The following is a 25,539-nucleotide window of genomic DNA, read 5'->3' as shown; positions in this document are numbered from 1 at the left end:
TGCCGGACATCGCGGCATAAATGCCTCACATAGCGGGGCAAAAAGCATTCCGCGTTAACGAACTTTACCTTTTGTTTACCAGGACGTCCGAAGGTTAACGCTGGCGGCGCATATGGCGCTTTGGCTGCCGGCGCGTGAGCTGTCGCGGGTGATGTCACCTCCAGCGAACGCTTTGAAGGGGAGAGGCTTCTTCTGCTGAAGACCAGCACCCGGCCCGGCAGGTCAGAGACGTCATGTTCGCCAGGATCCGCGCGATGTCGCGGGCAAACTGTTGACGAGCTCGTGCAATGGATGGAGCAGGAAGCCTCACCCGGTCGCTTTTCAGATCGCTGAGGCCCCAAGCTGACCTGAAGGCGGCCGCGATCGGAGCGGTCGTGCTTCTGCGCGAGTGGGTGCAGGACAAGCGCCAGGAAAGACTTCACGCCTCGCGCGCTGCCGCCAAGGACAAGATCAAGGCCAAGGCCGTCGTCGAGCGCGAGCCGCCGCCGCGCGTGGTCGCGCTGGTCGAGCGCTATGCGCCGCGCCGGGTCGGGATCACCATGACCGTGCTGCTCCTGATCGGAAGCTGCGGCTTCGGCATCGTCAAGGGCGGCCATCTCCAGGATTTCATCACCGCGGTCAGCGATGCCCGCAACGCGATGGCCAATTCCGCCGGCTTCCGCATCACCTCCGTCGTGATCAACGGCCGCAAGCAGCTGACCCAGGACGAGATCCTCGCGATCGGCGGCGTCAGCGGCCGCTCCTCGCTGCTGTTCCTCGACGCCGACGCCGTGCGCGACAAGCTCAAGGCCAATCCCTGGATCGCGGATGCGACCGTGCTGAAGCTCTATCCGGGCCAGCTCATGATCGAGCTCACCGAGCGCAAGGCGTTCGCGCTGTGGCAGGAGGCCGGCCGCCTCTCCGTCATCGCCGACGACGGCGCCGTGCTCGAACCCTATGTCTCGCGCCGCTTCCTGTCGTTGCCGCTCGTGGTCGGCAAGGGCGCCGAAACGCAGGCCCGCGATTTCCTGGCGCTGCTGGCGCGCTATCCGCAGGTCAATGCGGTGACCAAGGCCGCGATCTATGTCGGCGAGCGGCGCTGGAACCTGAGGCTCAAGGACGGTCTCGATATCCGTCTGCCCGAGCAGGACGTCGGCAATGCGCTGGCAATGCTGTCGAAGCTCGACAAGGAGGACAGGCTGTTCTCGCGCGACATCGTCGCCGTCGACATGCGCCTGCCGGATCGGCTGGTGGTGCAGCTGTCCGACGACGCCGCCAAGGCGCGCGAGGACCTGTTCAAGGACAAGAAGAAGAAAAAGGCCGGGGACGCCGCATGACCGGTCTTGATCGCACCCAGACGCCGAAGACGCGCCCGATGCCGCACAAGCGCGGCGGCCTCGTCGCCTGCCTCGATATCGGCACCAGCAAGATCGCCTGCATGATCGCGCGGCTGAAGCCGTCGCCGCCGAGCGACGCGCTACGCGGCCGCACCCATGCGGTGGAGCTGATCGGCTACAGCCAGATCCAGTCGCGCGGCATGAAGGCCGGCGCGGTGATCGACCTTATCGAATGCGAGCAGGCGGTGCGCCAGGCCGTCGGGCTCGCGGAGAAAATGGCCAAGGTGCGGGTCGAGTCCGTGCTGCTGTCGGTCTCCGGCGGCCGGCTTTCCGGTCAGCTGGTCGAGGCCGCCGCCGACATCCGCGGCGGCGCCGTGACGCCCGCCGACGTCAGCCGCGTCACCTCCACCGGCATGCGCCACGCCACCGGCGAGGGCCGCACCGTGCTGCACGCGCTGCCGGTCGGCTACACGCTCGACGGCGTCAAGGGCATTCGCGATCCCCGCGGCATGGTCGCGCACCAGTTCGGTGTCGACATGAACGTCGTCACGTGCGACGCCACCGTGGCGCGGAACCTGATGCTCGCGGTGGAACGCTGCCACATCAATGTCGAAGCCATGGCGGCGAGCCCCTATGTCGCCGGCCTGTCGGTGCTGACCGACGACGAGGCCGACCTCGGCGCCGCCGTCGTCGAGATGGGCGCCGGCACCACCACGATCGCGGTCTATTCCGGCGGCCGTTTCGTGCATGCGGCGGGTTTTGCGGTCGGCGGGCAACACATCACGATGGATCTCGCGCGCGGACTCTCCGCGACCATTGCCGATGCCGAGCGAATCAAGACGTTATACGGGACCGTCATCACCGGCGGATCGGACTCGCGTGAGCTGATGTCTGTACCGACAGCCGGTGACGAGCAGGATCTGCCGCAGATCGTCTCCCGCGCCACCATCGCCAACATCGTCAAGCACCGTGCCGAGGAAGTCTTCGAAATGGTTCGGGACAAGCTGAAGGATTCGCCCTTCGCCTCAGAGCCCAACGGCCGCGTCGTGCTCTCGGGCGGTGCCTCGCAGCTCACCGGCCTGGTCGAGCTCGGAACACAGATTCTCGGCCGGCCCGTGCGGGTCGGACGTCCGCTCGGTTTCGGCCGGCTGCCCAACGAGGCGAAGAACGCCGCGTTCGCGGTGCCGGCGGGACTCCTCGTCTACCCGCAATATGTTCACCTCGAACATGTCGAACCGCGGCATACGCGGCAGCAGGTCAGGACAGGGACCGGCGGATATTTCGGAAAGGTCGGACGATGGCTACGCGAGGGCTTTTGATGACTCCTTTCCGCAATTGTCGATTTTCACCAACTCCCGCGGCCGCCGGCCGGGGCGAACCCACGCGCGCGTGATCGAGAGGCAAACATGACCATCAGCATCAATGTTCCTGATATTCACGAACTGAAGCCCCGCATCACCGTGTTCGGCGTCGGCGGCGCCGGTGGCAACGCCGTCAACAACATGATCACGGCGGGCCTCCAGGGTGTCGATTTCGTGGTCGCCAACACCGACGCGCAGGCGCTGACGATGTCGAAGGCGCAGCGCATCGTGCAGATGGGCACGGCGGTCACGCAGGGCCTCGGCGCCGGTTCGCAGCCGAACGTCGGCGCGGCGGCGGCGGAAGAGGTGATCGACGAGCTGCGCGACCATCTCTCGGGCGCCAACATGGTGTTCGTCACGGCCGGCATGGGCGGCGGTACCGGCACCGGTGCAGCTCCCGTGATCGCCAAGACCGCGCGCGACATGGGCATCCTCACCGTCGGCGTCGTCACCAAGCCCTTCCACTTCGAGGGTGGCCGCCGCATGCGCACGGCTGAAGCCGGCATCAACGAGCTTCACAAGGTCGTGGACACGCTCCTGATCATTCCGAACCAGAACCTGTTCCGGGTCGCCAACGAGAAGACCACCTTCGCCGACGCCTTCGCGATGGCCGACCAGGTGCTCTACTCCGGCGTTGCCTGCATCACCGACCTGATGGTGAAGGAAGGCCTGATCAACCTCGACTTCGCCGACGTCCGCGCCGTCATGCGTGAGATGGGCAAGGCGATGATGGGCACCGGCGAGGCCTCCGGCGACAAGCGCGCGCTGACCGCCGCGGAAGCCGCGATCGCCAACCCGCTGATCGACGATAGTTCGATGAAGGGCGCCAAGGGCCTCCTCATCTCCATCACCGGCGGCAAGGACCTCACTTTGTTCGAGGTCGACGAAGCCGCGACCCGCATCCGCGAGGAAGTCGACCAGGACGCCAATATCATCGTCGGCGCGACCTTCGACGAAGCGCTCGACGGCCTGATCCGCGTCTCGGTCGTTGCCACTGGCATCGAGCAGGCTGCGATCGCCCGCAACAGCCAGGCGACCTCCGCTCCGGTTGCGAACGCCGCGCCGCAGGCGCAGCAGGCTCCCGCAGCTCCGGCCGTCGCTGCCGAGAGCCGTCTCGCCGACCTGACCGCGCGGCTCCGCGCCGACAATCAGCGCATGGCCGAGCGCGCCCAGAAGCTGGAAGGGCAGATCTCGGCCGGCGCCCCGGTCGCTGCCGCACCGGTCGCGCCGCGTCCAAACGTCGAGCGCGCCGCCCTTGCCGCCATCGCCGCTGCCGTTGCGGAAGTCCCGCAGGCCCCGGCGCCGATGCAGACCTATGGCGACGTCACCGTGCGCCCGATCGCGCAGAAGCCGACCCTGTTTCCGGAGCCCGACATGGCCCCGGTCGCGATGCAGGAGCCGATGATGCCGGAAAACTTCATCCCGCCGCAGGCCGAGCGTCCGCCGGTCCGCGCGCCGCGGATGCCCCGGATCGAGGAACTGCCGATGCCGGCCCAGGCCGAGCTTCGCCAGGCCCGCGGTGAGGTCGAGGAAGAGACCCCGCAGAAGAGCCGCCTGTCGCTGCTCCAGCGCCTCGCCAATGTCGGCCTCGGCCGTCGCGACGAGGAGAGCGAGCCGCCGGTGGCCGCCCGCACCGCCGGTCCCGCAATGCCGCCGCTGCCCGATCGCCGGCAGCAGAAGACCGTTGCGCAGCAAATCGCAGCCAGCGAACCGGTATCGGAGTATGCCCGTCGTCCCGCGCCGCAGGGCCTGGACATGCATGGCCGCCCGGCGCCTGTTGCGTCGGCGCCACAGGGTGACGACCATCTTGATATCCCGGCCTTCCTGCGGCGGCAGGCGACCTGAGGATTGTTACAATAAGGCAGACGAAAAAAGGTCCCGGCGGGAAGCTTGCCGGGACCTTTCCTTTTGGCCCGTGCATACCCGGATTGCGCACTCAAGCAACTGATTTTAAATCATTAATTACTTATTCGGTGGTTCAGTAAATCCGCCGATAACGGCCCAAAATCTCGGCGCAATTTGGTTAAGCCTTGGCGCGAATACGGCAGGTTTGGGGTAACAATCGGTAAAAAAGCGTGAGTTGGCGCTGTTTGGGGCAGTGACTATGATTTGGCGTGACTTGGGGATACGGATTCGCAACCACCGGCACTGGCCGGTCTGGTGGGTCTAGTATAAGTCGCAGTGGTCATAGTGGGGCGGTTCCTGATGAAGTTTAGCCGGCAAACAACGCTTCGTGCGCAAGCCTCTGTGGCAGGCGTGGGCGTTCACTCCGGTCTTCCCGTCACTCTCACGCTTGGGCCTGCGCCTGTCGACGCAGGTCTTATTTTTGTCCGCACAGGCCTTGAGGGAAGTGACCGCGAAATTCAGGCGACCGCCGAGCAGGTGATCGCGACCGATTTCGCCACCGTTCTCGGCGATCGCAGCGGCCCGCTGGTGTCCACCGCCGAGCACGTGCTTGCTGCACTGCGGGGCATGGGCGTCGACAACGCCACGATCGAGATCGACGGGCCCGAAGTGCCGATCATGGACGGCAGCGCCGCGGCCTTCATCGCCGCGATCGACCAGGCCGGTATCGTGACCCAGTCGGCGCAGCGCCGCTTCATCCAGGTTTTGAAGCCGATCGCGGTCAAGATCGGCGACTCCTTCGGCGAGATCAGGCCCTACGCCAACGGGTTCCGCGCCGAGGTCGAGATCGACTTCAGCAATCCCGTCATCGGCCAGCAGAGCTACGCGTTCGACCTCAACCCGGAACGTTTCCGCCGCGAAGTCGGCCGGGCCCGGACTTTCGGTCTGATGTGCGATGTCGCCCGGCTCTGGGGCGCGGGCTATGCCCTCGGCGCCTCCTTCGACAACACCGTCGTGTTCGACGACGAGCGGCTGCTCAACACCGAGGGCCTGCGCTACGCCGACGAATGCGTCCGCCACAAGGTGCTGGACGTGATCGGCGACCTCGCGCTGGCCGGACTGCCGCTGCTTGGCGCCTACCGCTCGGTTCGTGGCGGCCACAAGCTCAATCACGCCGTCCTGACTGCGCTGCTCGCCGACCGTACCGCCTGGCGGGTGGTCGAGGGCGAGGCGGTCCGCCGCACCACGCGTCCCGTGGGCGAAGTCGGTCGCGGCATCGTCGGTGGCCGGATCGCCGCGGCCTATGGGCCGGACGTCTCCTGACGGCAACTTGTCGCAGGCATTTGCCGCGGTTTTCTCCGGGAAACTCCTGGTAACCATGATCGGCTAGCATTGCGGCAGTTTCGCCTTAATCCGGGCGAAATGCCTGCCTATCCGGTGTGTTAACGATCGTTTTTCGGATACACCGGCGTGGTCGCATGGCAGGCACCACGGTTACATTGCGCGCCCATGACGGAGTTCACGGGCTGGCGGACACCGCATCACAGGGCGTCAGGGCTTAAACTCATGTCGGCACAGCGTATGACGCGCGGATATCTAGCGGTTTGGCCGACGGCCTCGATCGGAGCCCGTGGGCTGCTTCAGGCCGCCACCCTCTTCATGCTCGCGTTGCCGCTGGCCGGCTGTGGCACCGGCGCGCTGTGGGACAAGTTCACCGCCAAGGACGACACCTTCACCGAGGAGCCCGCCGACAAGATCTACAATGAGGGCCTGTACCTCATGAACGAGAAGAAGGACATGAAGGCGGCGAACAAGAAGTTCGAAGAGGTCGACCGCCAGCATCCTTATTCCGACTGGGCCCGCAAATCGCTGCTGATGTCGGCCTATGCCTCCTACCAGGGCGGCGACTTCGACGGCTGCATCGGCGCCGCCACCCGCTATGTCACGCTGCATCCCGGCAGCCCGGACGCGGCCTACGCGCAATATCTGATCGCTGCTTCCCATTACGACCAGATCCCGGACACCAGCCGCGACCAGGCCCGCACCGAGAAGGCGATCGCTGCGCTGGAAGAGGTGGTGCGCAAATATCCGACGTCCGAATATGCGACCGCTGCCAAGGCCAAGATCGAGGGCGCGCGCGACCAGCTTGCCGGCAAGGAAATGAACGTCGGCCGCTACTACATGCAGAAGCGCGACTACACGGCGGCGATCAACCGCTACAAGGCGGTGGTGACGCAGTACCAGACCACCCGCCATGTCGAGGAGGCGCTGTACCGCCTGACCGAGGCCTATATGGCGATCGGCATCGTCGGCGAGGCGCAGACCGCCGCCGCCGTGCTTGGGCACAATTTTCCTGACAGCCGCTGGTACAAGGACGCCTATAATCTTGTAAAATCCGGCGGTCTCGAGCCGAGCGAGAATCAGGGGTCATGGATCAGCAAGACCTTCAAGAAAATGGGCCTCGGCTAGGAAATAGGGTTCCATGCTGGCGCGTCTGTCGATCCGTGACATCGTCCTGATCGAACGGCTCGATATCGAATTCGCAACGGGCCTCGCGGTTTTGACCGGCGAGACCGGTGCGGGCAAATCCATCCTGCTCGATGCCTTTGCGCTCGCGCTCGGCGGCCGCGGCGATGCCGGCCTCGTGCGCCACGGTGCGGAGCAGGGGCAGGTCACTGCCGTGTTCGATATCCCCAAAAATCACCCCGCGGCGAAAATCCTCGCCGAGAACGGGCTGGACGATACGAGCTTTGACGAGTCTTCCGAGATGATTCTCCGCCGGGTCCAGCTCGCCGACGGGCGTACTCGCGCCTTCATCAACGACCAGTCGATCAGCGTGCAGACGCTGAAGGCGGTCGGCGCCGCCCTGGTCGAGATCCACGGCCAGCACGACGAGCGCGCGCTGGTCGATGCCGCCACTCACCGCCGCCTGCTCGATGCCTTTGCCGGCCTGGAAAAGGACGTCGTGGCCGTCGAATCGCTCTGGGATGCGCGCCGCACCGCGAACACCGCGCTGGAGGAGCATCGCGCCGGAATGGAGCGCGCCGCGCGCGAGGCCGACTATCTCCGCCACGCCGCCGACGAGCTGAAGCAGCTCGCGCCCAGGGATGGCGAGGAGACCTCGCTGGCCTCGCGCCGCACCACCATGATGCAGGGCGAGAAGATCGCCTCCGACCTGCGCGAGGCGCAGGAGGCGGTCGGCGGCAATCATTCGCCGGTCGCCTCGCTGTCGGCCGCCGTGCGCCGGCTGGAGCGCCGCGGCGTCAACTCGCCCGCCTTGGTCGAGCCCGCGGTGAGGGCGATCGACGCCGCGATCAATGCACTGGAGGAGGCCGACCAGCATCTGCTGGCCGCGCTCGCCGCCACCGATTTCGATCCGGCCGAGCTCGAACGCATCGAGGAGCGCCTGTTCGCACTTCGCGCCGCCTCGCGCAAATATTCGACGCCGGTCGATGGCCTCGCCGCGCTCGCCGCCAGATATGCCGCCGATGTCGTCCTGATCGATGCCGGCGCCTCGCGCTTGAAGAAGCTGGAGCAGGCCGCGATCGAGGCAGATAGCCGTTATGCCGCCGCCGCGAAGAAGCTGTCGATGGCGCGGCAGAAATCGGCCGAGAAGCTCAACAAGGCCGTCAACGCCGAGCTCGCGCCGCTCAAGCTCGAACGCGCAAAATTCATGACCCAGGTCGAGACCGACGAGGCGACGCCGGGGCCGCAAGGCTTCGACCGGGTCGAGTTCTGGGTGCAGACCAACCCGGGCACCAAGCCGGGTCCGATGATGAAGGTCGCCTCCGGCGGCGAGCTGTCGCGCTTCCTGCTGGCGCTGAAGGTCGTGCTGTCCGATCGCGGCTCGGCGCCGACCCTGGTGTTCGACGAGATCGACACCGGCGTCGGCGGTGCGGTCGCCGACGCCATCGGCGGGCGCCTGGCGCGGCTTGCCGGCAAGGTCCAGGTGATGGCCGTGACCCACGCCCCGCAGGTCGCCGCCCGCGCCGACCAGCATTTGCTGATCTCCAAGGACGCCCTCGACAAGGGCAAGCGCGTCGCCACCCGCGTCAATGCGCTGGCCGCCGACCACCGCCGCGAGGAGATCGCGCGCATGCTGGCGGGCGCCGAGATCACGGCCGAGGCGCGGGCGGCCGCGGAGAGGTTGCTCAAGGCGGCGACGGCTTAGCCCCCGTGTCCCGGACGCGGTGCAGCGCATAGCGCTGCTCCGCAGAGCCGGGACCCAGAGAAGGCCGCCCCATGGGCCCGGCTCTGCAGCGCACCGCCATAGCGTGTCGAAGACGCGCGTAAACGCGCTTATGGCGCTGCGCGGCGTCCGGGGCACGAGATTTCGACACGCCTTTACCGTGCTACCCGCTCCGTCGTATCCAAGCACCATGGCCAGAGCAGCAAAATCCAAACCGCTTCGCGACGTCACCGACCTCACCAAGGCGCAGGCCAAGGTCGAGCACATGCGGCTCGCGATCGAGATCGAGGGGCACAACGAGCGCTACTATCAGGATGACGCGCCCACCGTCACCGACGCCGAGTACGACGCGCTGCGCCAGCGCTTCGATGCGATCGAAAAGCGCTTTCCTGAATTCGTCAGCGGGGATTCGCCCTCACAAAAAGTCGGCGCTGCGCCGTCGGGGCGCTTCAGGAAGGTGCGGCATTCCGTGCCGATGCTGTCGCTCGACAACGCCTTTGCCGAGGAGGACGTGCGTGATTTCGTCGGGCGCATTGTGCGCTTCCTGAAGCTCGACGACGACAAGGTCAATTTCTCCGCCGAGCCGAAGATCGACGGCCTGTCGATGTCGTTGCGTTACGAGGGCGGCGAGCTCGTCACCGCGGCGACGCGCGGCGACGGCGCGGAGGGCGAGGACGTCACCGCCAATATCCGTACGCTCGAAGACGTGCCGCAGAAGCTGAAGGGGCGCAATGTCCCCGACATCTGCGAGGTGCGCGGCGAGGTCTACATGACCAAGAAGGCCTTCCTCGCGCTCAACGAGCGGCAGAAGGCGGCGGGCGATACCATCTTCGCCAACCCGCGCAACTCCGCCGCAGGCTCCTTGCGGCAGAAGGACCCGACCATCACCGCCTCGCGTCCGCTCGGCTTCTTCGCCTATGCCTGGGGCGAGATGAGCGCGATGCCCGAGGATACGCAGAGCGACATGATCGGTTGGTTCGAGCACTGCGGCTTCAAGACCAATCCGCTGACAAAACTCTGTCACTCCGTCGAGGAGCTGCTCGCATTCCATCATTCCATCGAGGAACAGCGCGCACGGCTCGACTACGACATCGACGGCGTCGTCTACAAGGTCGACCGCATCGACTGGCAGGAGCGGCTCGGCTTCGTCTCGCGCACGCCGCGCTGGGGCATCGCGCACAAATTCCCGGCCGAGCGCGCCATGACGGTGCTCCGCGACATCGAGATACAGGTCGGCCGCACCGGCTCGTTCACGCCGGTCGGCAAGCTCGAGCCGGTCGGCGTCGGCGGCGTGATCGTGCAGAACGTCACGCTGCACAACGAGGACTACATCAAGGGCATCGGCAACAAGGGTGAGGTGCTGCGCGAGGGGCGCGATATCAGGATCGGCGACACCGTCGTGATCCAGCGCGCCGGCGACGTGATTCCGCAGATCGTCGACGTCGTCCTCGACAAGCGGCCGAAGAACGCCAGGGAGTTCCCCTTCCCGAAGAAGTGCCCGTGCCCGCTGCACACCGACGTCGTACGCGGCGAGACGGCCGCCGGCGAAGAGGAATCCCGTGCCCGCTGCAGCGGCGAGTTTGCCTGTCCCTATCAGAAGATCGAGCACCTCAAGCTGTTCGTGTCGCGGCGCGCCTTCGACATCGACGGCCTCGGCGAGAAGCAGCTCCAGTATTTCTTCGACGAAGGGTTTGTGAAGGAGCCCTCCGACATCTTCACGCTGGAGAAGCGTAATGCGAAGCTCAAGCTCGAGGAGATCGAGGGCTACGGTGAGACGTCGGTGCGCAATCTCTTCGGCTCCATCGAAGCACGACGCAAGATTGCCCTCGAGCGCTTCATCTATGCGCTCGGCATGCGTCATGTCGGCGAGACCACGGCGCTGGCGCTGGCGCGCGGCTACGGCTCCTGGCAGGCCTTCCATGATGCCGGGATGAAGGTCGCCAAGGAAGACGAGGAAGCGATCGCCGAGATGGATGCGCTGGACCAGATCGGTGACACCGTGATCAAGAGCGTCGGCGCCTATTTCGGCGAGAGCCACAATCGCGGCATCGTCGAGCGCTTGACCAAGGAGGTCGAGATCGTCGACGCCGAGAAGCCGAAGAGCAACTCGGCCGTCGCCGGCAAGACCGTGGTGTTCACGGGCTCTCTGGAGAAGATGACGCGCGACGAAGCCAAGGCCACGGCGGAGCGGTTAGGTGCCAAGGTGTCCGGCTCGGTGTCGAAGAAGACCGACCTCGTCGTCGCCGGCCCCGGCGCGGGCTCGAAGCTCGCGGAAGCCAACAAGCACGGCGTCAAGGTGCTCACGGAAGACGAGTGGCTGACGCTGATCGGGGAGTGAGGTTTTCTTCCCTTCTCCCCTTGTGGGAGAAGGTGGCATAGGCGGCCTTCGGCCGCCGTTCTTAGGAACGCCGAAGCGGAGCTTCGGCTATGGCGCCGGATGAGGGGTTTCTCTCCGCGCATTCACTTCGGCAGTGGTATTCGCGGAGAGAAACCCCTCACCCGTCTCGCCGCTATCGCGGCGAGCCACCCTCTCCCACAAGGGGAGAGGGGACAGAGTTACTGTTGCCGTCCCTCACATCATCCCCGTCTCTTCCTCCTCCGCCTGCTCGATCAGCGTCTCGCTCACGACGAGTTCGCGGCGGGGGACGACGAAGATCATCACGCAGGCGCAGAGCAGCGAGACGGCGAAGACCGCGGAGGTCAGCGGCAGCGTGGTGGCGGAGTGACCGCCGAGATAGGCGCCGAATTGCGACATCAGCGCGCCGATGCCTTGCTGGAGGAAACCCATCGCGCCGGAGGCGGTGCCTGCGGCCTCCGGGCGGATGCTGATCGCGCCCGCTGCGGAATTCGCCATCACGAAGGCATTGCCCGCCATCACGATCATCTGCGTGCCGAACAACCAGGCGGGAGCCTCGTTCCAGCCGGCGAAGCTGAGCAGCAGGTTCGCAAGGCTACCGCCGAGCTGGAGGGCGAGCCCGAACCAGATCAGCTTCTCCAGCGAATGCCGCGGCGCGAAGCGCACGCAGAGCAGATTGCCGACGAGGAATGCAAAGCCCGTCGTCGCGAACCACGCGCCGTATTCGGCGCTCGTTCGCCCCATCTGCGTCACCACGACGTAGGGGCCGCCGCCGGCGAAGGTGAAGATGATCTGCGAGGCCAGCACCTGGCACATCACGTAGCCGACGAAGGCGCGGTTGCGGATCAGGATGCCGACATCGCCGCGGAAGCCGCTGCCGGCGGCGCGGCTCCGGCGCGTCTCGGGTAGCGTCAGCGCAATGCCGACGGCGACAACGAGCGCGGCGGCCGTGATGGCGTAGAAGATCGCGCGCCAGCCGAACGCGGTCTCGATCAGGCCGCCGGTGAGCGGCGAGACCATCTGGCCGATCATCAGCGCAGCGACGACAAGGCTGATCATCGAGGCGACGCGGTCACGCGCGTAGATGTCGCGGATGATGGCCCGGCTGATCACCATGCCGGAGGCGCCGCCGAGCGCCTGGAAGAAGCGCGCGGCAATCAACTGCGGCAGGGTCTCGGCGAAGATGCAGCCGACGCTCGCCACGACCATCAGCGTAAGGCCGCCAAGCAGCACCGGGCGGCGGCCGAGTTTGTCCGACAGCGGCCCCATGATGAGCTGCGACAGCGCAATGCCGACCATGTAGAGCGACACCGTCATCTGCGCGATCGAGATGTCGCTGCCGAAATTCGTCGCCAGCACGGGAAGCGCCGGAACCAGGATGTAGAGCGAGATCGGTGCGACCCCGGTCATGACGACCAGCAACAGCAACACCACGCGCGAGGTCGCGAGGTTGGTCGCCGCTCCCGGCGGTTTGCTGATCATGCCGTGCATGCGTGTCCGTCTCGTCAGAATTCGAATCGGACTGTAGCGTGCTCGCACAACACGGATATCGGCGTTTCGGAATGCGGCTATACGGATTCCGGGACGGTTATAATTGCAGCGTGATGGCGACCGATTGGGCGCGTTGCTCGTGCCACAAGTTCAGTGTCATTCCCCGCGAAGGCGGGGAATCCAGTATTCCAGAGGCAGCAGTGATTGAATCGAGAGGCTGCGGCGTACTGGATGCCCCGCCTGCGCGGGGTATGACGGCGTGGTGGGGTGAGCAGCCTTGCACAAATCGCGTAGCGCCATGCATCGCGCCAGGAGGCCGCGTGTCTACGCCTCCAGCTCCGCCGTCGCCTGATCGAGCCAGGCCTTGGTCGCATCGTCCAGCGCCGGCCGCACCTCGGCCCGCACGCGGGCATGGTAGGCGTTGAGCCAGTCGAGCTCGTCGCGGCTCAGCATCGCCACGTCGATCAATCGGCGGTCGATCGGCGCCAAGGTCAGCGTCTCGAACGCGTTCATCGGCTTCTCGGCGCCCTTGATGTCGGCGGCGACCACCAGCTCGAGGTTCTCGATGCGGATGCCGAAACCATCGGTCTTGTAGTAGCCGGGCTCGTTGGAAAGGATCATGCCGCGCTTCAGCGGCGTGGTGCCGAGCTTCGAGATCCGCGCCGGCCCTTCGTGCACGCTGAGATAGCTGCCGACGCCGTGGCCGGTGCCGTGCTCGAAATCGACGCCGGCGGCCCAGAGATATTGCCGCGCCAGCGTGTCGAGCTGCGCGCCGGTGGTGCCGTCGGGAAACACTGCGCGTGCGATCGCGATGTGGCCGCGCAGGACGCGGGTGAAGCGGTCACGCATCTCGTCGGTCGGCTCGCCCACGGCCATGGTGCGCGTGACGTCCGTGGTGCCGTCCTCATATTGCGCGCCGGAATCGATCAGCAGGAGATCGCCGGGGGCTATCCGCCGGTTGCTCTTGCGGGTGACGCGGTAGTGCACGATGGCGCCGTTCGGACCGGTGCCTGAGATGGTCGGGAACGAGACGTCCTTCAGCGCGCCGGTGTCCCGGCGGAACGTCTCGAGCGCCTCGACCGCGTCGATCTCGGTGAGCTTGCCGCTGGCCGCCTCGGCATCGATGAAGGCGAGGAAGCGCGCCAGCGCCACGGCGTCGCGGCGGTGTGCCGTCTGCGTGCCCTTGATCTCGGTCGCATTCTTGACCGCCTTGAGCAGCGCGATCGGATCGCTGCCGCGCACCGGCTTGCCGCCGGCGCCCGTGATCAGCCGGCTGAGCGCGTCGGCTGCGGTGGCATTGTCGAGCGCGATCGCCGCGCCGCTCCTGGCTAGCGCCATCAGCGTCGGCGCCATCGCGTCCGGTTCCCGCACGTCGGCCGATTGCTCGAGATGGTCGCGCGTCAGGTTGGAGAGCTTGCGGTGGTCGATGAACACGGTCGGCCGGCCGTCCCTGGGCACCAGCGCGTAGGACAGCGGCAGCGGCGTGTGCGCGACGTCGGCGCCGCGGATGTTGAAGGTCCAGGCCACGGCATGGCTGTCGGACAGCACCAGCGCGTCAACGCCGAGCTTGCCGATCTCGCTTCTGATCTGCGTCAGCTTTTCGGCTTCAGTGACGCCGGCATTTTGCAGGCTGTGCACGGCGACGGGGGCGAGCGGCGGCTGCGGCCGGTCCTGCCAGACGGCGTCGACCGGGTTGCTGTCGACGGCAACCAGCTCGGCCCCGGCCTTGGCGCAGGCGGCCGATAGACGCTCGGCTGCCGAAGAAGTGTGCAGCCATGGATCAAATCCGAGGCGGTCGCCGGCTTTCAGGTGCGCCGACACCCAGCTCTCCGGCGGCGGATCGATCAGCGATTCCACCGCCCAGGCCTTGGCGTCGACCTGCTTGGCCGCCTGGATCGTATAGCGGCCGTCGACGAAGACCGCGGCCTCGTGGGTCAGCACCACCGCCAATCCCGCCGAACCCGTAAAGCCGGTCAGCCAGGCCAGCCGCTCTTCCGAGGGCGGTACGTACTCGTTCTGCTGCTGGTCGGCGCGCGGAATTACGAAGCCGGTCAACCTGCGGCGGGCGAGCTCTTCGCGGAGCGCGGCCAGCCGCGCCGTCAATGCGACGCCGGCCTCGGGCTCCTCGAATGTCTGGAAGTGCGCTTCGAACATGGTGGATCACTTTAGGATCATGGGGATCGGTCCGCAATGTCGGCGCATTTGCGTCGCATCTGGCATGGACTGTGCTTGAAAAACTGCCATTCGAATGGAGTGGAGTAAAGGATGCGGCAGTTGCGCTTCGTCCGGACAACAGGGAAATTCGAGCAAGTGGTTCATCTCAACGGCGAGGGGACACACAATGCCAGCGTTCACGTTTGAGAAGATCTCGCCGCCGGCGCGCCGCGCCCCGACTGCGGCGACACCGAAGAAGCCGCGCGGCGTCATCAGCCAGATGATCGACCGTTTCGCCGAGCGCCGTGCCCGCCGCGCCTTGCAGGACGAGCGCGCGATGCAACGCGAGGAGAAGCCGGCGGAGTAGGGCGGCATCGGGATTTCGTAGGGCGGGTTAGTCCTGCAGGTGCACGAAGTGCATCTGCTCGGCGTAACCCACCACGTCTTTTCCCGCGGTGACAGAAGAGGTGGATTACGCCAAGGGACTGCGCTTTGCGCAGCCCGGGGCTAACCCACCCTACGACAGTTTCCGCAGCAACAGGCTGCTCCACCCCTCGATCCGCAGGTGCCGCAATGGCACAAGACCGCGCGCGCGGTAGGCGGCGATCACGGCGGGGGCCTGATGGGTCAGCAGGCCCGAGAGGATGACGCGCCCGTCGGGCGAAAGATGCCGCGCCATCGGGCCCGCCAATTGCCGCAACGGATTGGCCAGGATGTTGGCCAGCACCAGGTCGAACGGGCCGGCCTTTGCAAAATCCGGCGCGGCGAAGCCGGTGGCGCGGATGACCCGCACATGGTTGCCAACCTCGTTCAGCGCCGCGTTCTCGGCTGCCACCCGCACCGAGGGCGCGTCGATGTCGGAGGCCAGCACCGAGCGATGCAGCGCCTTCGCTGCCGCGATGGCCAGCACGCCGGTTCCGGTGCCGAGGTCGAGCACGCGCTTCGGCCGCGCGTGTTTCAGAACATGGTCAAGCAGAAGTAAACAGCCACGCGTCGTTCCGTGATGGCCGGTGCCGAAGGCGAGCGCCGCCTCGATCTCGATGGCGAGCTTGTTCGGGGCCACGCGGTCGCGGTCGTGGCTGCCATGCACGACGAAGCGTCCGGCCGGCACCGGGACGAGATCTTCCAGGCTGGCCTTGACCCAGTCCTTGGCCTCGACGGTATCGAAGGCAAGCGTCTCGGCGATCTCGATTCCTGCCGAGGTTACAACGAGTTCGCGCAGCCAGACCTGATCCGGCGCGTCGGCAAAATGCAGCGTGACGTCCCATTGTCCGTCCGGCCGTTCGAAGGCGGCGACCGCCGCATCGCCTTCGAAAAACACCTCGGTGAGCACATCGACGACGCGCCGGGCAGTGGCCTCGCTGCCGATCGAAAAGCTGGCGCGATGGGTGGGGGAAGGCTGCATCCTAGGGTTCCGTCAGGTTCAATTTTTGGAACTTTTGTTCCCAATTTTCCGGATAAGTTGCAATTTGAAGATTAACCCGGTCGAAGGCTGCGCCCCGTAGATTTCCGGATGTCGGTGTCAATAGACACATCCTGAAGTAGAAATGGAGGCGAGTCTTGAAGAGCATGGTTTTGAAGTTCTGTTCCGACGAGTCCGGTGCGACCGCGATCGAATACGGCCTGATTGCAGCTGGTATCGCGCTCGCGATCATCACCGTGGTGAACGGCCTCGGCACCACGATGAACGACAAGTTCACTTCGATTAGCACCTCCTTGAAGTAATTTCCGCCTCCCATTTCCCAGGGCGCTACTTTTTCTTCTTAGGCTATTGCTGACGAACGCCCGCACGGGAATTGCCCCGGCGGGCGAAGTCGTTTCTTTGGGGCATGTCTTTGGGCATGCGATCCGCGGTCGTGTTCAGCTTGAAAATTATCGATCCCAAATCCTCGCGATAAGCGCCACGACCAAGATTGCGCCTGCAACCATTCCGCATATGGCGGCAAGACCCACAATAAAGTACCCAAGTGAGGTGTTGCCATGAGTGGCCAAAGGGTACCCCACTCCAAACAGCGCAAGGCCGAGAACAAGGGCGGTTAGGACCAATTTGAACGAGAACACCGAAATCTTCATATTGGCCATTGGCCGCTTCCCCGCCCCAATTTCAAACTGAGACACTAGCCGGTCCCCGAACGGCATCTACCGGTTGTCCACTATTTGTGAGAGCGCTATCCACCGGCTTTTCCCGTCATTGCCCCGCGGTTTTCCACCGCCTTTCCACAGACCTGTCACGACTGTCCGGTGCAGGCGTCCTCTTCCGGACCACACATCTTCCAACAGCCTGTCCACAACCCATCCACAGACCTATCCACGACTTCCGAACAGCGCGCGGTGATCCCGCAGGATGGTGCGCGCGGCGTTGTGGCCGGGGGCGCCGGTGACGCCGCCGCCGGGATGGGCGCCGGAACCGCAGTGATAGAGGCCCTTCAGGGGCCCGCGATAGTCGGCATGGCCCAGCATCGGCCGCGCCGAGAACAGCTGGTTCAGCGTCAGCGCGCCGTGGAAGATGTCGCCGCCGAGCAGGCCGAACTGCCGCTCGAGGTCGAGCGGTGACAGGATCTGGCGGCCGAGCACGCTGGCCGCGAAGCCCGGCGCATATTTGTCCACCGTCGCGATCATGAGATCGGCGACCTCGTCGCGATGGTCGTCCCAGGACTTTCCATCGGGAAGCTCCGGCGCGACGTGCTGGCAGAACAGGCTTGCGACATGCTTGCCCTCAGGTGCCAGCGTGTCGTCGAGCGTCGAGGGGATCAGCATCTCGACGACGGGCTCACGGCTCCAGCCCTGCGCGCGCGCGTCGAGATAGGCGCGGTCCATGTAGCCGAGGCTCGGGGCCAGAATGATGCCGGAGCTGAGATGATCTCCATCGCCCGGCAGCGCCGTGAAGGAGGGGAGGCGGTCCAGCGCGACATTCATGCGGAAGGTGCCGGAGCCGTTCTTCCAGTGGCGGATGCGGTCGAGGAAATTCCGGGGCAGGGCGTCGGCCGCGATCAGCCGCGTGTAGAGCAGCTTTGGATTGACGTTGGCCGCGACATATCTGGCGCGGATGACCGTGCCGTTCTCCAGCACGACGCCAACGGCGCGGTCGCGTTCGACGATGACTTCACGCACGCCCGCATCGGTGTCGATCGCAACGCCCCGCTCGCGCGCGGCGCGCGCCATGGCTTGCGTGATCGCGCCCATGCCGCCGATGGCGTGGCCCCAGACGCCCTTCTTGCCGTTCACCTCGCCGAAGGCGTGATGCAGCATCACATAGGCCGAGCCCGCGGCGTAGGGGCTGGCATAGTTGCCGACGATGGCATCGAAGCCGAACAGCGCCTTGACCAGATCGTGCTCGAAACGCTCGTCCAGCATCTCGCCGGCCGAGCGGGTGAAGAGGTCGAGCAGGCTGCGGCTCTGCTCCAGCGTCAGCCCACGCAGGATGTTGGCGCTCTGGACCGCGTTCACAGCCTCGCGGATCGCCGCCGTGCCGAAGCCATCGAGCAGGTTCGGCGGCGCGCGCAACACGAATTGCCTGAGCACGTCGGCGATATCTTCCAGCTCGCGCGAAAACCCGTCGAGCGCGCTTGCATCGCGCGCGCTGAGCCGCGCCACGGACTCCTTCGTCCGCCCCTCGCCGGTGAGGAGATAGCTGGTATCTGGCGCGGGCAGAAAATTCTGTGCGCGGCGCTCGACGATTCGCAGGCCCTGCTCGGCGAGCTTGAGGTCACGGATCACCTGCGGATTGAGCAGGCTCACGGTGTAGGCCGCGACCGAATTGCGGAAGCCGGGGTGAAACTCCTCCGTGACCGCGGCGCCGCCGACCACCTTGCGGCGCTCGACCACGCGCACGTGCAGGCCCGCCATCGCGAGATAGGTCGCGCAGGTGAGGCCGTTATGGCCAGCGCCGATGATGAGGACGTCGGTTTCGCTCATGATGGATTCGGGGCCCAGTCTACCGTCATTCCGGGGTTCGCGAAGCGAGAACTATGGTGCGGGCTCCGCACCGGAGAATATCGAGGTTCCCAGGTGCGCAAGTGCGCACCATAGGTTCGATGCTTTGCTTCGCCCGGGAATGACATCTCTATATCAAGCATTTGTCGCTGCAACATCACGACACCCTTTATTGCCCGTTCAGGCGGCTTGTGCTCCATTGCGCGCGCCCGGCGCCCGCCGGAAGATTGTGTGCCGGAGCTTCCATGGATTCGATCGTGCAACCCGCCGCCACGGAGCAGCCGTCCTCGTCACGCAACCGGCTGCTGCTGACGGTCTACACCGCCGCGATCTTCGTCAGCGCGCTGCTGCTGTTCTCGGTGCAGCCGCTGTTCACGAAGATGGTGCTGCCGCGGCTCGGCGGCTCGCCGGCGGTGTGGTCGGTGGCGATGGTGTTCTTCCAGTCGCTGCTGCTGGCGGGCTACGCCTATGCGCATCTGTTGATGCAGGCGAGGAGCCGCATCGTTCCGGTCGCGGTGCATCTGGCGCTGCTGGTCCTGGCCTTCGTGACCCTGCCGCTCGGCATCGCCTCGGCCTATGGCGAGCCGCCAGCTTCGGGTTATGCGTTCTGGTTGCTCGGACTGTTCATCGTCTCGATCGGCCTGCCGTTCTTCGCGCTCGCCGCCAACAATCCGCTATTGCAGGCCTGGTTCGTCCGCACCGGCCATCCCGCCGGGCATGATCCCTATTTTCTCTACGCCTCCTCCAATATCGGCAGCTTCCTTGCGCTGTTGTCCTATCCGTTCCTGCTGGAGCCGATCTTCACGCTGCACACGCAGAACCGGTTCTGGACCGCCGGCTATGGTCTTCTCATCCTCCTGATCGCGGCCTGCGGTGTGTTGCTGTTGCGCTCACCGAAGCTCGCGGTGGCCGATGCACGAACCGAGGACGTGCATGCGCCGGCGCCGGGGTTCCTGACGCGGCTGCGCTGGATCTTCCTCGCCGCGGTGCCGTCCGGTCTGCTGATTGCCGTCACGGCGCACATCTCGACCGACGTCGCGGCGGCGCCGCTGCTGTGGGTGCTGCCGCTGTCGCTGTATCTGCTCACCTGGGTCGTGGTGTTCCAGTCGCGGCCGCTGCTGCCGCACAAATGGATGCTGATGCTGCAGCCGGTTGCGATCGCGGGCGTCGTCTTTCTGCTGGCCTTTGGCGGCGAGCAGAACCTGCTGCTGACGCTCGGCGGGCATCAGCTGTGCTTCTTCGTGATCGCCATGGCCTGCCATGGCGAACTGGCGCGGACCCGGCCGGCGGCCAAATATCTCACCGGCTTCTATGTCGCGCTGTCGTTCGGCGGCATGGTCGGCGGCCTCTTTGCTGGCCTCGTTGCTCCATTCACCTTCTCGTGGATCGCCGAATATCCGATCCTGATCGCGCTTGCCGCGTTGTGTCGGCCGTCGGCGAACGAGCGTCTCGCCGGCATCGTCAAATGGTACTGGCTGGCACTCGCCGCGCTCGCGGTGGCGCTCGTTGCACCGTCCTACACGACCGGCAATCTCTCGACCTGGTTCGAGGATCACCGCGTCTGGGTGGCCGGCGCCGTCGGCGTGCTCGCCGCGCTGCTCGCACTGGCGCTCAATGCCGGCCGCTGGAAGATCTTCGCCACCGTCGCGCTCGCGCTGGCGTTGATCCGGATCTATCCGGCGGATGAGGGCCGCGTCACCACCGTGCGCAGCTTCTTCGGCGTGCACAAGATCGTGGAGACGCCGGGCGGCTATTTCCATGTGCTGATGCACGGCACCACGATCCACGGTGCCGAGCGCTTCCGCAACAATGATGGCACGCCGGTCACCGGCCGGCCCGAGCCGATCACCTACTATCACAAGGACGGCGGCATCGGTCAGGCCGTGAGCGCGATCCGCGAGCGCAAGGGCGCGCCGCTCAAGGTCGCCGCCATCGGCGTCGGATCGGGTACGCTCGCCTGCGCCGCGGAGCCGGGCGAAAGCTGGAAATTCTTCGAGATCGACCAGTCCATGGTGGACGCCGCGCGCGACCCGAAGAATTTCCGCTACATCTCGAGTTGCCTGCCGGATATGAAGCCGGTGATCGGCGACGCGCGTCTCACCTTCGCGAAGGAGCCCGACGGCGCCTATGATCTCATCATCGTCGACGCCTATTCGTCGGATGCGATCCCGATCCATCTTGCGACCGAGGAGGCGATGAAGATCTACAAGGACAAGCTCGCTCCGCACGGCGCGGTGGTGATGCACGTGTCCAACCGCCATCTTGATCTGGAGACCGTCGTGGTCGGCATCGCCGACGCCAACGATCTCAAGAGCTGGGTCTTCAACGAGGATTCCGGGCGCGATGGTGACTACATCTTCTCGACCGACGTCGTCATCTCCGCGCGCGAGGACGCCGATGTCGGCAGGCTCGCCTCCTCCAAATCATGGGAGCTGACCGAAGCCGACGACAGGGTGCGGGTCTGGACCGACGACTATTCCAACATCCTGGGCGCGCTGTATCGGCGTTTGAGGGACGGGGAGTAGCCTTCGCGCCACGAGCCGGTCTCGTGCCCCGGACGCAGCGCAGCGCTTCCCTGGCGATGCGGAGCAGCGTTGCACGCTGCACGGCGTCCGGGACACGGGACTGCTCAAGGCGCCACCGGTGTCCCCATCGGCAAGGTAATTCCCTTTTCCCCCGCGACCTGCCGCAACAGGTCCGGCCTGTCCGAGATGATCCCGTCGACGCCGATCTCGATCATGTGCGCCATATCGTCGGATTTGTTGACCGTCCAGACCACCACGCGCAATCCGAGCGCATGGGCTTCGGAGACCAGTGCCGCGGTCACATCGCCGAAATAGGGTGACCAGATCGCGCCGCCCGCAGCCTTGATCGTCCGCGGCAGCGAGCCGTTGTGATCGGCCGGACTGAAACCCGCCGTCCAGTTGGTGGCCTTGTCCAGCGCGACCGTCTGGCCTGAGCCGCGCTGGAGCGTCAGGTACACCGTCGGCAGTTTCGGTGCCTGCTGCTGGACGAGCTGCAAGGTCCGCCAGTCGAACGACTGGATCATGACGCGGTCGGAGAATTTCTCGGTATCGATCAGTCCCAGCAGCTTCGAGACGAAAGCTTGCGGATCGAGCGTCTCGTCCGGACGGTTGGGGTCGATCTTGGTCTCGATGTTGAAGCGTACATTCGTGTTGCCGGATTTGCGCACCAGCGCGAACAGTTCGCTCAAGGTGGGAATGCGCGTCCCCGGCACGGCACGCTGGTCGGGGAATTGCTTGGCGTAGGCACTATCGGGGCGGATCTGGCCGACGTCATAGGTCCTGACGTCTTCAAGCCGTAGCTTGACAAAGGGCGTGCCGGGCGCGGCCACATAGCTGCCGCTCGAATCCCGCGCGAGATCCGGATTGAGCCCGCGCTCATGCGACACGACGACCTCGCCATCCGCGGTCACGCCGACGTCGAGCTCCAGCGTATCCACGCCCATCGACAGCGCGTTGGCGAAGGCCGGCAGGGTGTTTTCGGGCAGCAGCGCCCGCCCGCCGCGATGCGCTTCGAGGTCAAAAGCCATGGCTTGTCCCGTCGTGAGAACCGAGAGCACGGTCAGGATTATCGTGGCTCGTGAGGGCATGGCGCCTCGACCGGCGAGGGCGGTTGATGTCGGTCGCGTCAGTTCTGATAGTAATAGCCGCGCGGCTGATAAACCTGCCGGGGCTGCGGCTGATAATAGGTGCCCTGCTGGCCGGCGCCCTGGTCGTAATAGGATCGCGGCTGCTGTTGCTGATAGACCTGCGTGTCATAGAGCGGGCGGCTGCCGCGCGGCGCCGGATAGCGCGCGCCGGTGTCGCTGCCGTCGGCCGGATAGATGTAGTTGTCGTCCTGCGGCATGTAGCGGCGGGCGGGCTGCTGCTGCGGCGGCGGCGTCAGGTTCACGGGATCGCCTGATGTGGCGTACTGCTCTTCGGCAGGCTGCGGGGCGCGGGCCACCGCGTTGGCGTTGCGTCCGCGCGGATTGCGCGCCAGCGCCACCTGCGCCGAGCCGGTCAGCGTCACCGTGGTGTTGAGCACGCCCTGCTGCTGCACCAGCGCGTAGAGCGTCGTGGCGTTCTGGCGGGACAAACGTACGCAACCATGCGAGGCGGGCGAGCCGAGACGGCCGACCGAGTCCGTGCCGTGGATGGCGTGCCCGACCTTGGTGAAGAAGATCGCGTGCGGCATCGGCGCGTCGTCGAATTCCTTGGAGTAGTGATCCTCTTCCATGCGGAAGGTGCGGAACGCGCCATTCGGCGTCTCGCGCGAGGGGATGCCGGTCGACACCGGCCAGTGGTAGCGCGCAACGCCGTCGACCACGACGGTCATCTGCTGGTTGTCCTTGTCGACGGTGATCTCGACCTTGGCCTGCGCGGTGCCCGCGCTCAAAAGCATCAGGGATGTGAAAACAACAAAAAACGAACGCATCTGACTTTCGGCCTCCGGCCTGTTCACGCTAGAGCATGATCCGGAAAAGTGTGTGGCGCTTTTCCGAAAAGATCATGCTCAAACAATAACACCGCGGCTCTCCGTCCCCCGGCGTGCAATATGCCTGCAATCCGGCTTTCGCTCCAGCGGCCTGCCCGCCCATCGTTAACGGGACGCCTGATGTAAGCAAGGCCGCTTTGTGCCGCGCAGGCGGCGGCGGTGCTGACATTTTCGCGAGCGGACACGCGTTCACATCGCCGACAATTCGTCACAAAGGCGCAACCATTCCGCCGCTCGGTGCGTTGATCATCGCCTGCCGATTGGCGGCTTCCACCGCCGTTTTTACCCCTTGGGACTGAAGATGAACAAAGCCCGTGTTACCGCCGCCGCCCTGCCGGCCGGCTTGCCCGTCCGCCTGCTGTTCGCAGCCGCCGCCATCCTGCTCGCCCTGTTGTCGCTGCCTCGAGCCGGTCATGCTCAAGGCATCGTGCGCGGTGCCCAGGAAGGCTCCTATGAAGGTAACCGGATCGCCGGCCCCGTGGGTGGAGTGGTTGGCGGCGCGGTCGGCGCCGGTGTTGGAGGGGCCGTGGGTGCGGTCGAGGGCGTGTTCGGCATTCCCCATCGTCACTATCGCCACTGCCGCGGCTACTATGACGGGTACCACCGCTTTCATTGCTATCGGTGAGGTCGCCGCCGTCATTCCGGGCTCGCGCTACGCGCGCCCGGAATGACAGCTCAATTCTTCAGCCGGTAACCCGTCCGGAAAATCCACCAGATCACCGCCAGGCAGATGACCAGGAACGCCGTCGTCATGCCGATGCTGACGGACACGCTGACATCCGCGATCTCGTAGAAGCTCCAGCGGAAGCCGGAGATGAGATAGACGACCGGGTTGAGCAGCGCGACCGTGCGCCAGGTCGGCGGCAGCATGTCGATGGAATAGAAGCTGCCGCCGAGGAAGGTCAGCGGCGTCACCACCAGCATCGGGATCATCTGCAGCTTCTCGAACCCGTCGGCCCAGATGCCGATGATGAAGCCGAACAGGCTGAACGTCACCGCCGTCAGCACCAGGAAGGTCAGCATCCAGACCGGATGGTGAATATGCAACGGAACGAAAAGCCCGGCGGTGGCGAGGATGATCAGGCCCAAGATGATCGACTTGGTCGCGGCCGCGCCGACATAGCCGAGCACGATCTCGAAGTAGGAAATCGGTGCCGACAGGATCTCGTAGATCGTGCCGGTGAATTTCGGGAAGTAGATGCCGAACGAGGCGTTGGCGATGCTCTGGGTCAGCACCGAAAGCATGATCAGCCCCGGCACGATGAAGGTGCCGTAGCTGACGCCCTCGACCTCGCTGATGCGCGAGCCGATCGCGGCGCCGAACACCACGAAATAGAGCGAGGTCGAGACGACAGGCGAGACGATGCTCTGCAGCAACGTACGCCAGGTGCGCGCCATTTCGAACAGATAGATGGCGCGGATGGCGCGGTGATTCATGACGTCCTCACGAGGTCGACGAAGATGTCCTCGAGCGACGATTGCGTCGTGTCGAGATCGTTGAAGCGGATGCCGGCGTTGCGCAGATCGCTGAGCAGGCTGGTGATGCCGGTGCGCTCGCCCTTGGTGTCGTAGTCGTAGACCAGCGTCGCGCCGCTGTCGCAGAGCTCCAGCTCATAGTGGCCAAGGCTCTCCGGCAGCGCGTCGAGCTTGCCCTGCAAGTGCAGCGTCAGCCGCTTCTTGCCGAGCTTCTGCATCAAGGTCGCCTTGTCCTCGATCAGCACGATCTCGCCCTTGTTGATGACGCCGATGCGATCGGCCATCTCCTCGGCTTCCTCGATGTAGTGCGTCGTGAGGATGATGGTGACGCCGGACTGCTGGAGGGTGCGCACCACCTCCCACATGCCCTTGCGCAGCTCGACGTCGACGCCGGCGGTGGGCTCGTCCAGGAACAGGACCTGCGGTTCGTGCGACAGCGCTTTCGCGATCATCACGCGGCGCTTCATGCCGCCGGAGAGCGTGATGATCTTGTTGTCCTTCTTGTCCCACAGCGAGAGGTCCTTCAGCACCTTCTCGATATGTTCAGGGTTCTTCGGCTTGCCGAACAGGCCGCGTGAGAAGCTGACGGTCGCCCACACGCTCTCGAAGGCGTCGGTGTGCAATTCCTGCGGCACCAGGCCGATCAGCGAGCGCGCCTTGCGGTAGGAGGTCTCGATGTCCTCGCCGCCGACCAGAACCTTGCCTTCGCTGGGATTGGCGATGCCGCAGACGATCGAGATCAGCGTGGTCTTGCCGGCGCCGTTGGGGCCGAGCAGCGCAAAAATCTCGCCGCGCTTGATGTCGAGATTGACGTTCTTGAGCGCCTTGAAGCCGGACCCATAGGTCTTCGACAGATTGGCGACGGAAATGATGGAGGACATGGTGGCCGCAGGGCTTGGGGGCAAAGGCTGGGGAGGG

19 protein-coding genes are annotated in these 25,539 nt (G+C 65.4%); 11 read left to right on the top strand and 8 right to left on the bottom strand.

Annotation, left to right across the window (positions count from 1 at the left end):
• Positions 1–287 precede the first annotated feature (287 nt).
• From RAD15_RS07405 to ligA, 7 genes are all read left to right on the top strand, one after another.
• A complete protein-coding gene (locus RAD15_RS07405) occupies positions 288–1,316 on the top strand; it encodes a cell division protein FtsQ/DivIB (protein WP_458175896.1) in 1,029 nt (342 codons plus the stop codon).
• A complete protein-coding gene (ftsA, locus tag RAD15_RS07400) occupies positions 1,313–2,635 on the top strand; it encodes a cell division protein FtsA (RefSeq protein WP_458175894.1) in 1,323 nt (440 codons plus the stop codon). The genes RAD15_RS07405 and ftsA overlap by 4 nt, the downstream gene beginning before the upstream one ends.
• Before the next feature lie 87 nt (positions 2,636–2,722).
• Positions 2,723–4,522 (top strand): cell division protein FtsZ, encoded by a 1,800-nt coding sequence (gene ftsZ / locus RAD15_RS07395; RefSeq protein ID WP_458175892.1) that lies wholly within the window; start codon positions 2,723–2,725, stop codon positions 4,520–4,522.
• Positions 4,523–4,882: 360 nt separating this feature from the next.
• A complete protein-coding gene (gene lpxC, locus RAD15_RS07390; RefSeq protein ID WP_458175890.1) occupies positions 4,883–5,845 on the top strand; it encodes a UDP-3-O-acyl-N-acetylglucosamine deacetylase in 963 nt (320 codons plus the stop codon).
• Positions 5,846–6,088: 243 nt separating this feature from the next.
• On the top strand, positions 6,089–6,991 hold the full coding sequence (locus tag RAD15_RS07385; RefSeq protein ID WP_458175888.1) for an outer membrane protein assembly factor BamD: 903 nt from the start codon (positions 6,089–6,091) through the stop codon (positions 6,989–6,991).
• Positions 6,992–7,004: 13 nt separating this feature from the next.
• Entirely contained in the window at positions 7,005–8,693 is a 1,689-nt protein-coding gene (gene recN / locus RAD15_RS07380; protein ID WP_458175886.1) for a DNA repair protein RecN, read from the top strand.
• Between the two features lie 208 nt (positions 8,694–8,901).
• The gene (ligA, locus tag RAD15_RS07375) at positions 8,902–11,049 is read left to right on the top strand and encodes an NAD-dependent DNA ligase LigA (RefSeq protein WP_458175884.1); all 2,148 of its coding nucleotides are present in this window, start codon (positions 8,902–8,904) and stop codon (positions 11,047–11,049) included.
• A gap of 234 nt (positions 11,050–11,283) precedes the next feature.
• Here ligA and RAD15_RS07370 read toward each other — a convergent pair whose 3' ends face one another.
• Both RAD15_RS07370 and RAD15_RS07365 read right to left on the bottom strand, forming a co-directional pair.
• On the bottom strand, positions 11,284–12,558 hold the full coding sequence (locus RAD15_RS07370; protein WP_458175882.1) for a multidrug effflux MFS transporter: 1,275 nt from the start codon (positions 12,556–12,558) through the stop codon (positions 11,284–11,286).
• A 324-nt stretch (positions 12,559–12,882) separates the two neighbouring features.
• Positions 12,883–14,712, bottom strand: a complete 1,830-nt coding sequence (locus RAD15_RS07365; RefSeq protein WP_458175880.1) for an aminopeptidase P family protein — start codon at positions 14,710–14,712, stop codon at positions 12,883–12,885.
• A 187-nt stretch (positions 14,713–14,899) separates the two neighbouring features.
• Between RAD15_RS07365 and RAD15_RS07360 the strand changes: the two genes are divergently transcribed.
• Positions 14,900–15,079, top strand: coding sequence for a hypothetical protein (locus tag RAD15_RS07360; RefSeq protein ID WP_458175878.1), 180 nt, complete (start codon positions 14,900–14,902; stop codon positions 15,077–15,079).
• 150 nt (positions 15,080–15,229) lie between these two features.
• Here the strand turns inward: RAD15_RS07360 and RAD15_RS07355 are convergent, their stop codons facing one another.
• The gene (locus RAD15_RS07355) at positions 15,230–16,117 is read right to left on the bottom strand and encodes a 50S ribosomal protein L11 methyltransferase (protein ID WP_458175876.1); all 888 of its coding nucleotides are present in this window, start codon (positions 16,115–16,117) and stop codon (positions 15,230–15,232) included.
• Positions 16,118–16,281: 164 nt separating this feature from the next.
• Here RAD15_RS07355 and RAD15_RS07350 point away from each other — a divergent pair, with 164 nt between their 5' ends.
• Entirely contained in the window at positions 16,282–16,437 is a 156-nt protein-coding gene (locus tag RAD15_RS07350) for a Flp family type IVb pilin (RefSeq protein WP_458176078.1), read from the top strand.
• A gap of 579 nt (positions 16,438–17,016) precedes the next feature.
• On the opposite strand, the gene RAD15_RS07345 is transcribed toward RAD15_RS07350, so the two are convergent.
• Positions 17,017–18,627 carry a phytoene desaturase family protein gene (locus tag RAD15_RS07345; protein ID WP_458175874.1) on the bottom strand — a complete coding sequence of 537 codons (1,611 nt, stop codon included), beginning with the start codon at positions 18,625–18,627 and terminating at the stop codon, positions 17,017–17,019.
• Positions 18,628–18,890: 263 nt separating this feature from the next.
• Between RAD15_RS07345 and RAD15_RS07340 the strand changes: the two genes are divergently transcribed.
• Positions 18,891–21,170, top strand: coding sequence for a fused MFS/spermidine synthase (locus RAD15_RS07340; protein WP_458175872.1), 2,280 nt, complete (start codon positions 18,891–18,893; stop codon positions 21,168–21,170).
• Between the two features lie 104 nt (positions 21,171–21,274).
• Here the strand turns inward: RAD15_RS07340 and RAD15_RS07335 are convergent, their stop codons facing one another.
• Both RAD15_RS07335 and RAD15_RS07330 read right to left on the bottom strand, forming a co-directional pair.
• On the bottom strand, positions 21,275–22,258 hold the full coding sequence (locus RAD15_RS07335; protein ID WP_458175870.1) for a glycerophosphodiester phosphodiesterase: 984 nt from the start codon (positions 22,256–22,258) through the stop codon (positions 21,275–21,277).
• 38 nt (positions 22,259–22,296) lie between these two features.
• Positions 22,297–23,085 (bottom strand): L,D-transpeptidase family protein, encoded by a 789-nt coding sequence (locus tag RAD15_RS07330; protein ID WP_458175868.1) that lies wholly within the window; start codon positions 23,083–23,085, stop codon positions 22,297–22,299.
• A 361-nt stretch (positions 23,086–23,446) separates the two neighbouring features.
• On the opposite strand from RAD15_RS07330, the gene RAD15_RS07325 reads away from it, so the two are divergent.
• On the top strand, positions 23,447–23,770 hold the full coding sequence (locus tag RAD15_RS07325; protein ID WP_458175866.1) for a hypothetical protein: 324 nt from the start codon (positions 23,447–23,449) through the stop codon (positions 23,768–23,770).
• Positions 23,771–23,820: 50 nt separating this feature from the next.
• Here RAD15_RS07325 and RAD15_RS07320 read toward each other — a convergent pair whose 3' ends face one another.
• Together RAD15_RS07320 and RAD15_RS07315 are read right to left on the bottom strand one after the other, a co-directional pair.
• The gene (locus RAD15_RS07320) at positions 23,821–24,582 is read right to left on the bottom strand and encodes an ABC transporter permease (protein ID WP_458175864.1); all 762 of its coding nucleotides are present in this window, start codon (positions 24,580–24,582) and stop codon (positions 23,821–23,823) included.
• On the bottom strand, positions 24,579–25,502 hold the full coding sequence (locus tag RAD15_RS07315; RefSeq protein WP_458175862.1) for an ABC transporter ATP-binding protein: 924 nt from the start codon (positions 25,500–25,502) through the stop codon (positions 24,579–24,581). Before RAD15_RS07315 ends, RAD15_RS07320 begins: the two co-directional genes overlap by 4 nt.
• Positions 25,503–25,539: the final 37 nt, after the last annotated feature.

It is taken from the genome of Bradyrhizobium sp. 14AA (assembly GCF_054185205.1).
This window is presented reverse-complemented; position numbering and strand designations above follow the sequence as displayed.

What these genes read in the sequence shown, in the direction of transcription:
- RAD15_RS07405 (WP_458175896.1), top strand. Translation starts at nt 288, where the DNA reads ATGGATGGAGCAGGAAGCCTCACCCGGTCGCTTTTCAGATCGCTGAGG.
- ftsA (WP_458175894.1), top strand. Translation starts at nt 1,313, where the DNA reads ATGACCGGTCTTGATCGCACCCAGACGCCGAAGACGCGCCCGATGCCG.
- ftsZ (WP_458175892.1), top strand. Translation starts at nt 2,723, where the DNA reads ATGACCATCAGCATCAATGTTCCTGATATTCACGAACTGAAGCCCCGC.
- lpxC (WP_458175890.1), top strand. Translation starts at nt 4,883, where the DNA reads ATGAAGTTTAGCCGGCAAACAACGCTTCGTGCGCAAGCCTCTGTGGCA.
- RAD15_RS07385 (WP_458175888.1), top strand. Translation starts at nt 6,089, where the DNA reads ATGTCGGCACAGCGTATGACGCGCGGATATCTAGCGGTTTGGCCGACG.
- recN (WP_458175886.1), top strand. Translation starts at nt 7,005, where the DNA reads ATGCTGGCGCGTCTGTCGATCCGTGACATCGTCCTGATCGAACGGCTC.
- ligA (WP_458175884.1), top strand. Translation starts at nt 8,902, where the DNA reads ATGGCCAGAGCAGCAAAATCCAAACCGCTTCGCGACGTCACCGACCTC.
- RAD15_RS07370 (WP_458175882.1), bottom strand. Translation starts at nt 12,558, where the DNA reads ATGCACGGCATGATCAGCAAACCGCCGGGAGCGGCGACCAACCTCGCG.
- RAD15_RS07365 (WP_458175880.1), bottom strand. Translation starts at nt 14,712, where the DNA reads ATGTTCGAAGCGCACTTCCAGACATTCGAGGAGCCCGAGGCCGGCGTC.
- RAD15_RS07360 (WP_458175878.1), top strand. Translation starts at nt 14,900, where the DNA reads ATGCCAGCGTTCACGTTTGAGAAGATCTCGCCGCCGGCGCGCCGCGCC.
- RAD15_RS07355 (WP_458175876.1), bottom strand. Translation starts at nt 16,117, where the DNA reads ATGCAGCCTTCCCCCACCCATCGCGCCAGCTTTTCGATCGGCAGCGAG.
- RAD15_RS07350 (WP_458176078.1), top strand. Translation starts at nt 16,282, where the DNA reads ATGGTTTTGAAGTTCTGTTCCGACGAGTCCGGTGCGACCGCGATCGAA.
- RAD15_RS07345 (WP_458175874.1), bottom strand. Translation starts at nt 18,627, where the DNA reads ATGAGCGAAACCGACGTCCTCATCATCGGCGCTGGCCATAACGGCCTC.
- RAD15_RS07340 (WP_458175872.1), top strand. Translation starts at nt 18,891, where the DNA reads ATGGATTCGATCGTGCAACCCGCCGCCACGGAGCAGCCGTCCTCGTCA.
- RAD15_RS07335 (WP_458175870.1), bottom strand. Translation starts at nt 22,258, where the DNA reads ATGCCCTCACGAGCCACGATAATCCTGACCGTGCTCTCGGTTCTCACG.
- RAD15_RS07330 (WP_458175868.1), bottom strand. Translation starts at nt 23,085, where the DNA reads ATGCGTTCGTTTTTTGTTGTTTTCACATCCCTGATGCTTTTGAGCGCG.
- RAD15_RS07325 (WP_458175866.1), top strand. Translation starts at nt 23,447, where the DNA reads ATGAACAAAGCCCGTGTTACCGCCGCCGCCCTGCCGGCCGGCTTGCCC.
- RAD15_RS07320 (WP_458175864.1), bottom strand. Translation starts at nt 24,582, where the DNA reads ATGAATCACCGCGCCATCCGCGCCATCTATCTGTTCGAAATGGCGCGC.
- RAD15_RS07315 (WP_458175862.1), bottom strand. Translation starts at nt 25,502, where the DNA reads ATGTCCTCCATCATTTCCGTCGCCAATCTGTCGAAGACCTATGGGTCC.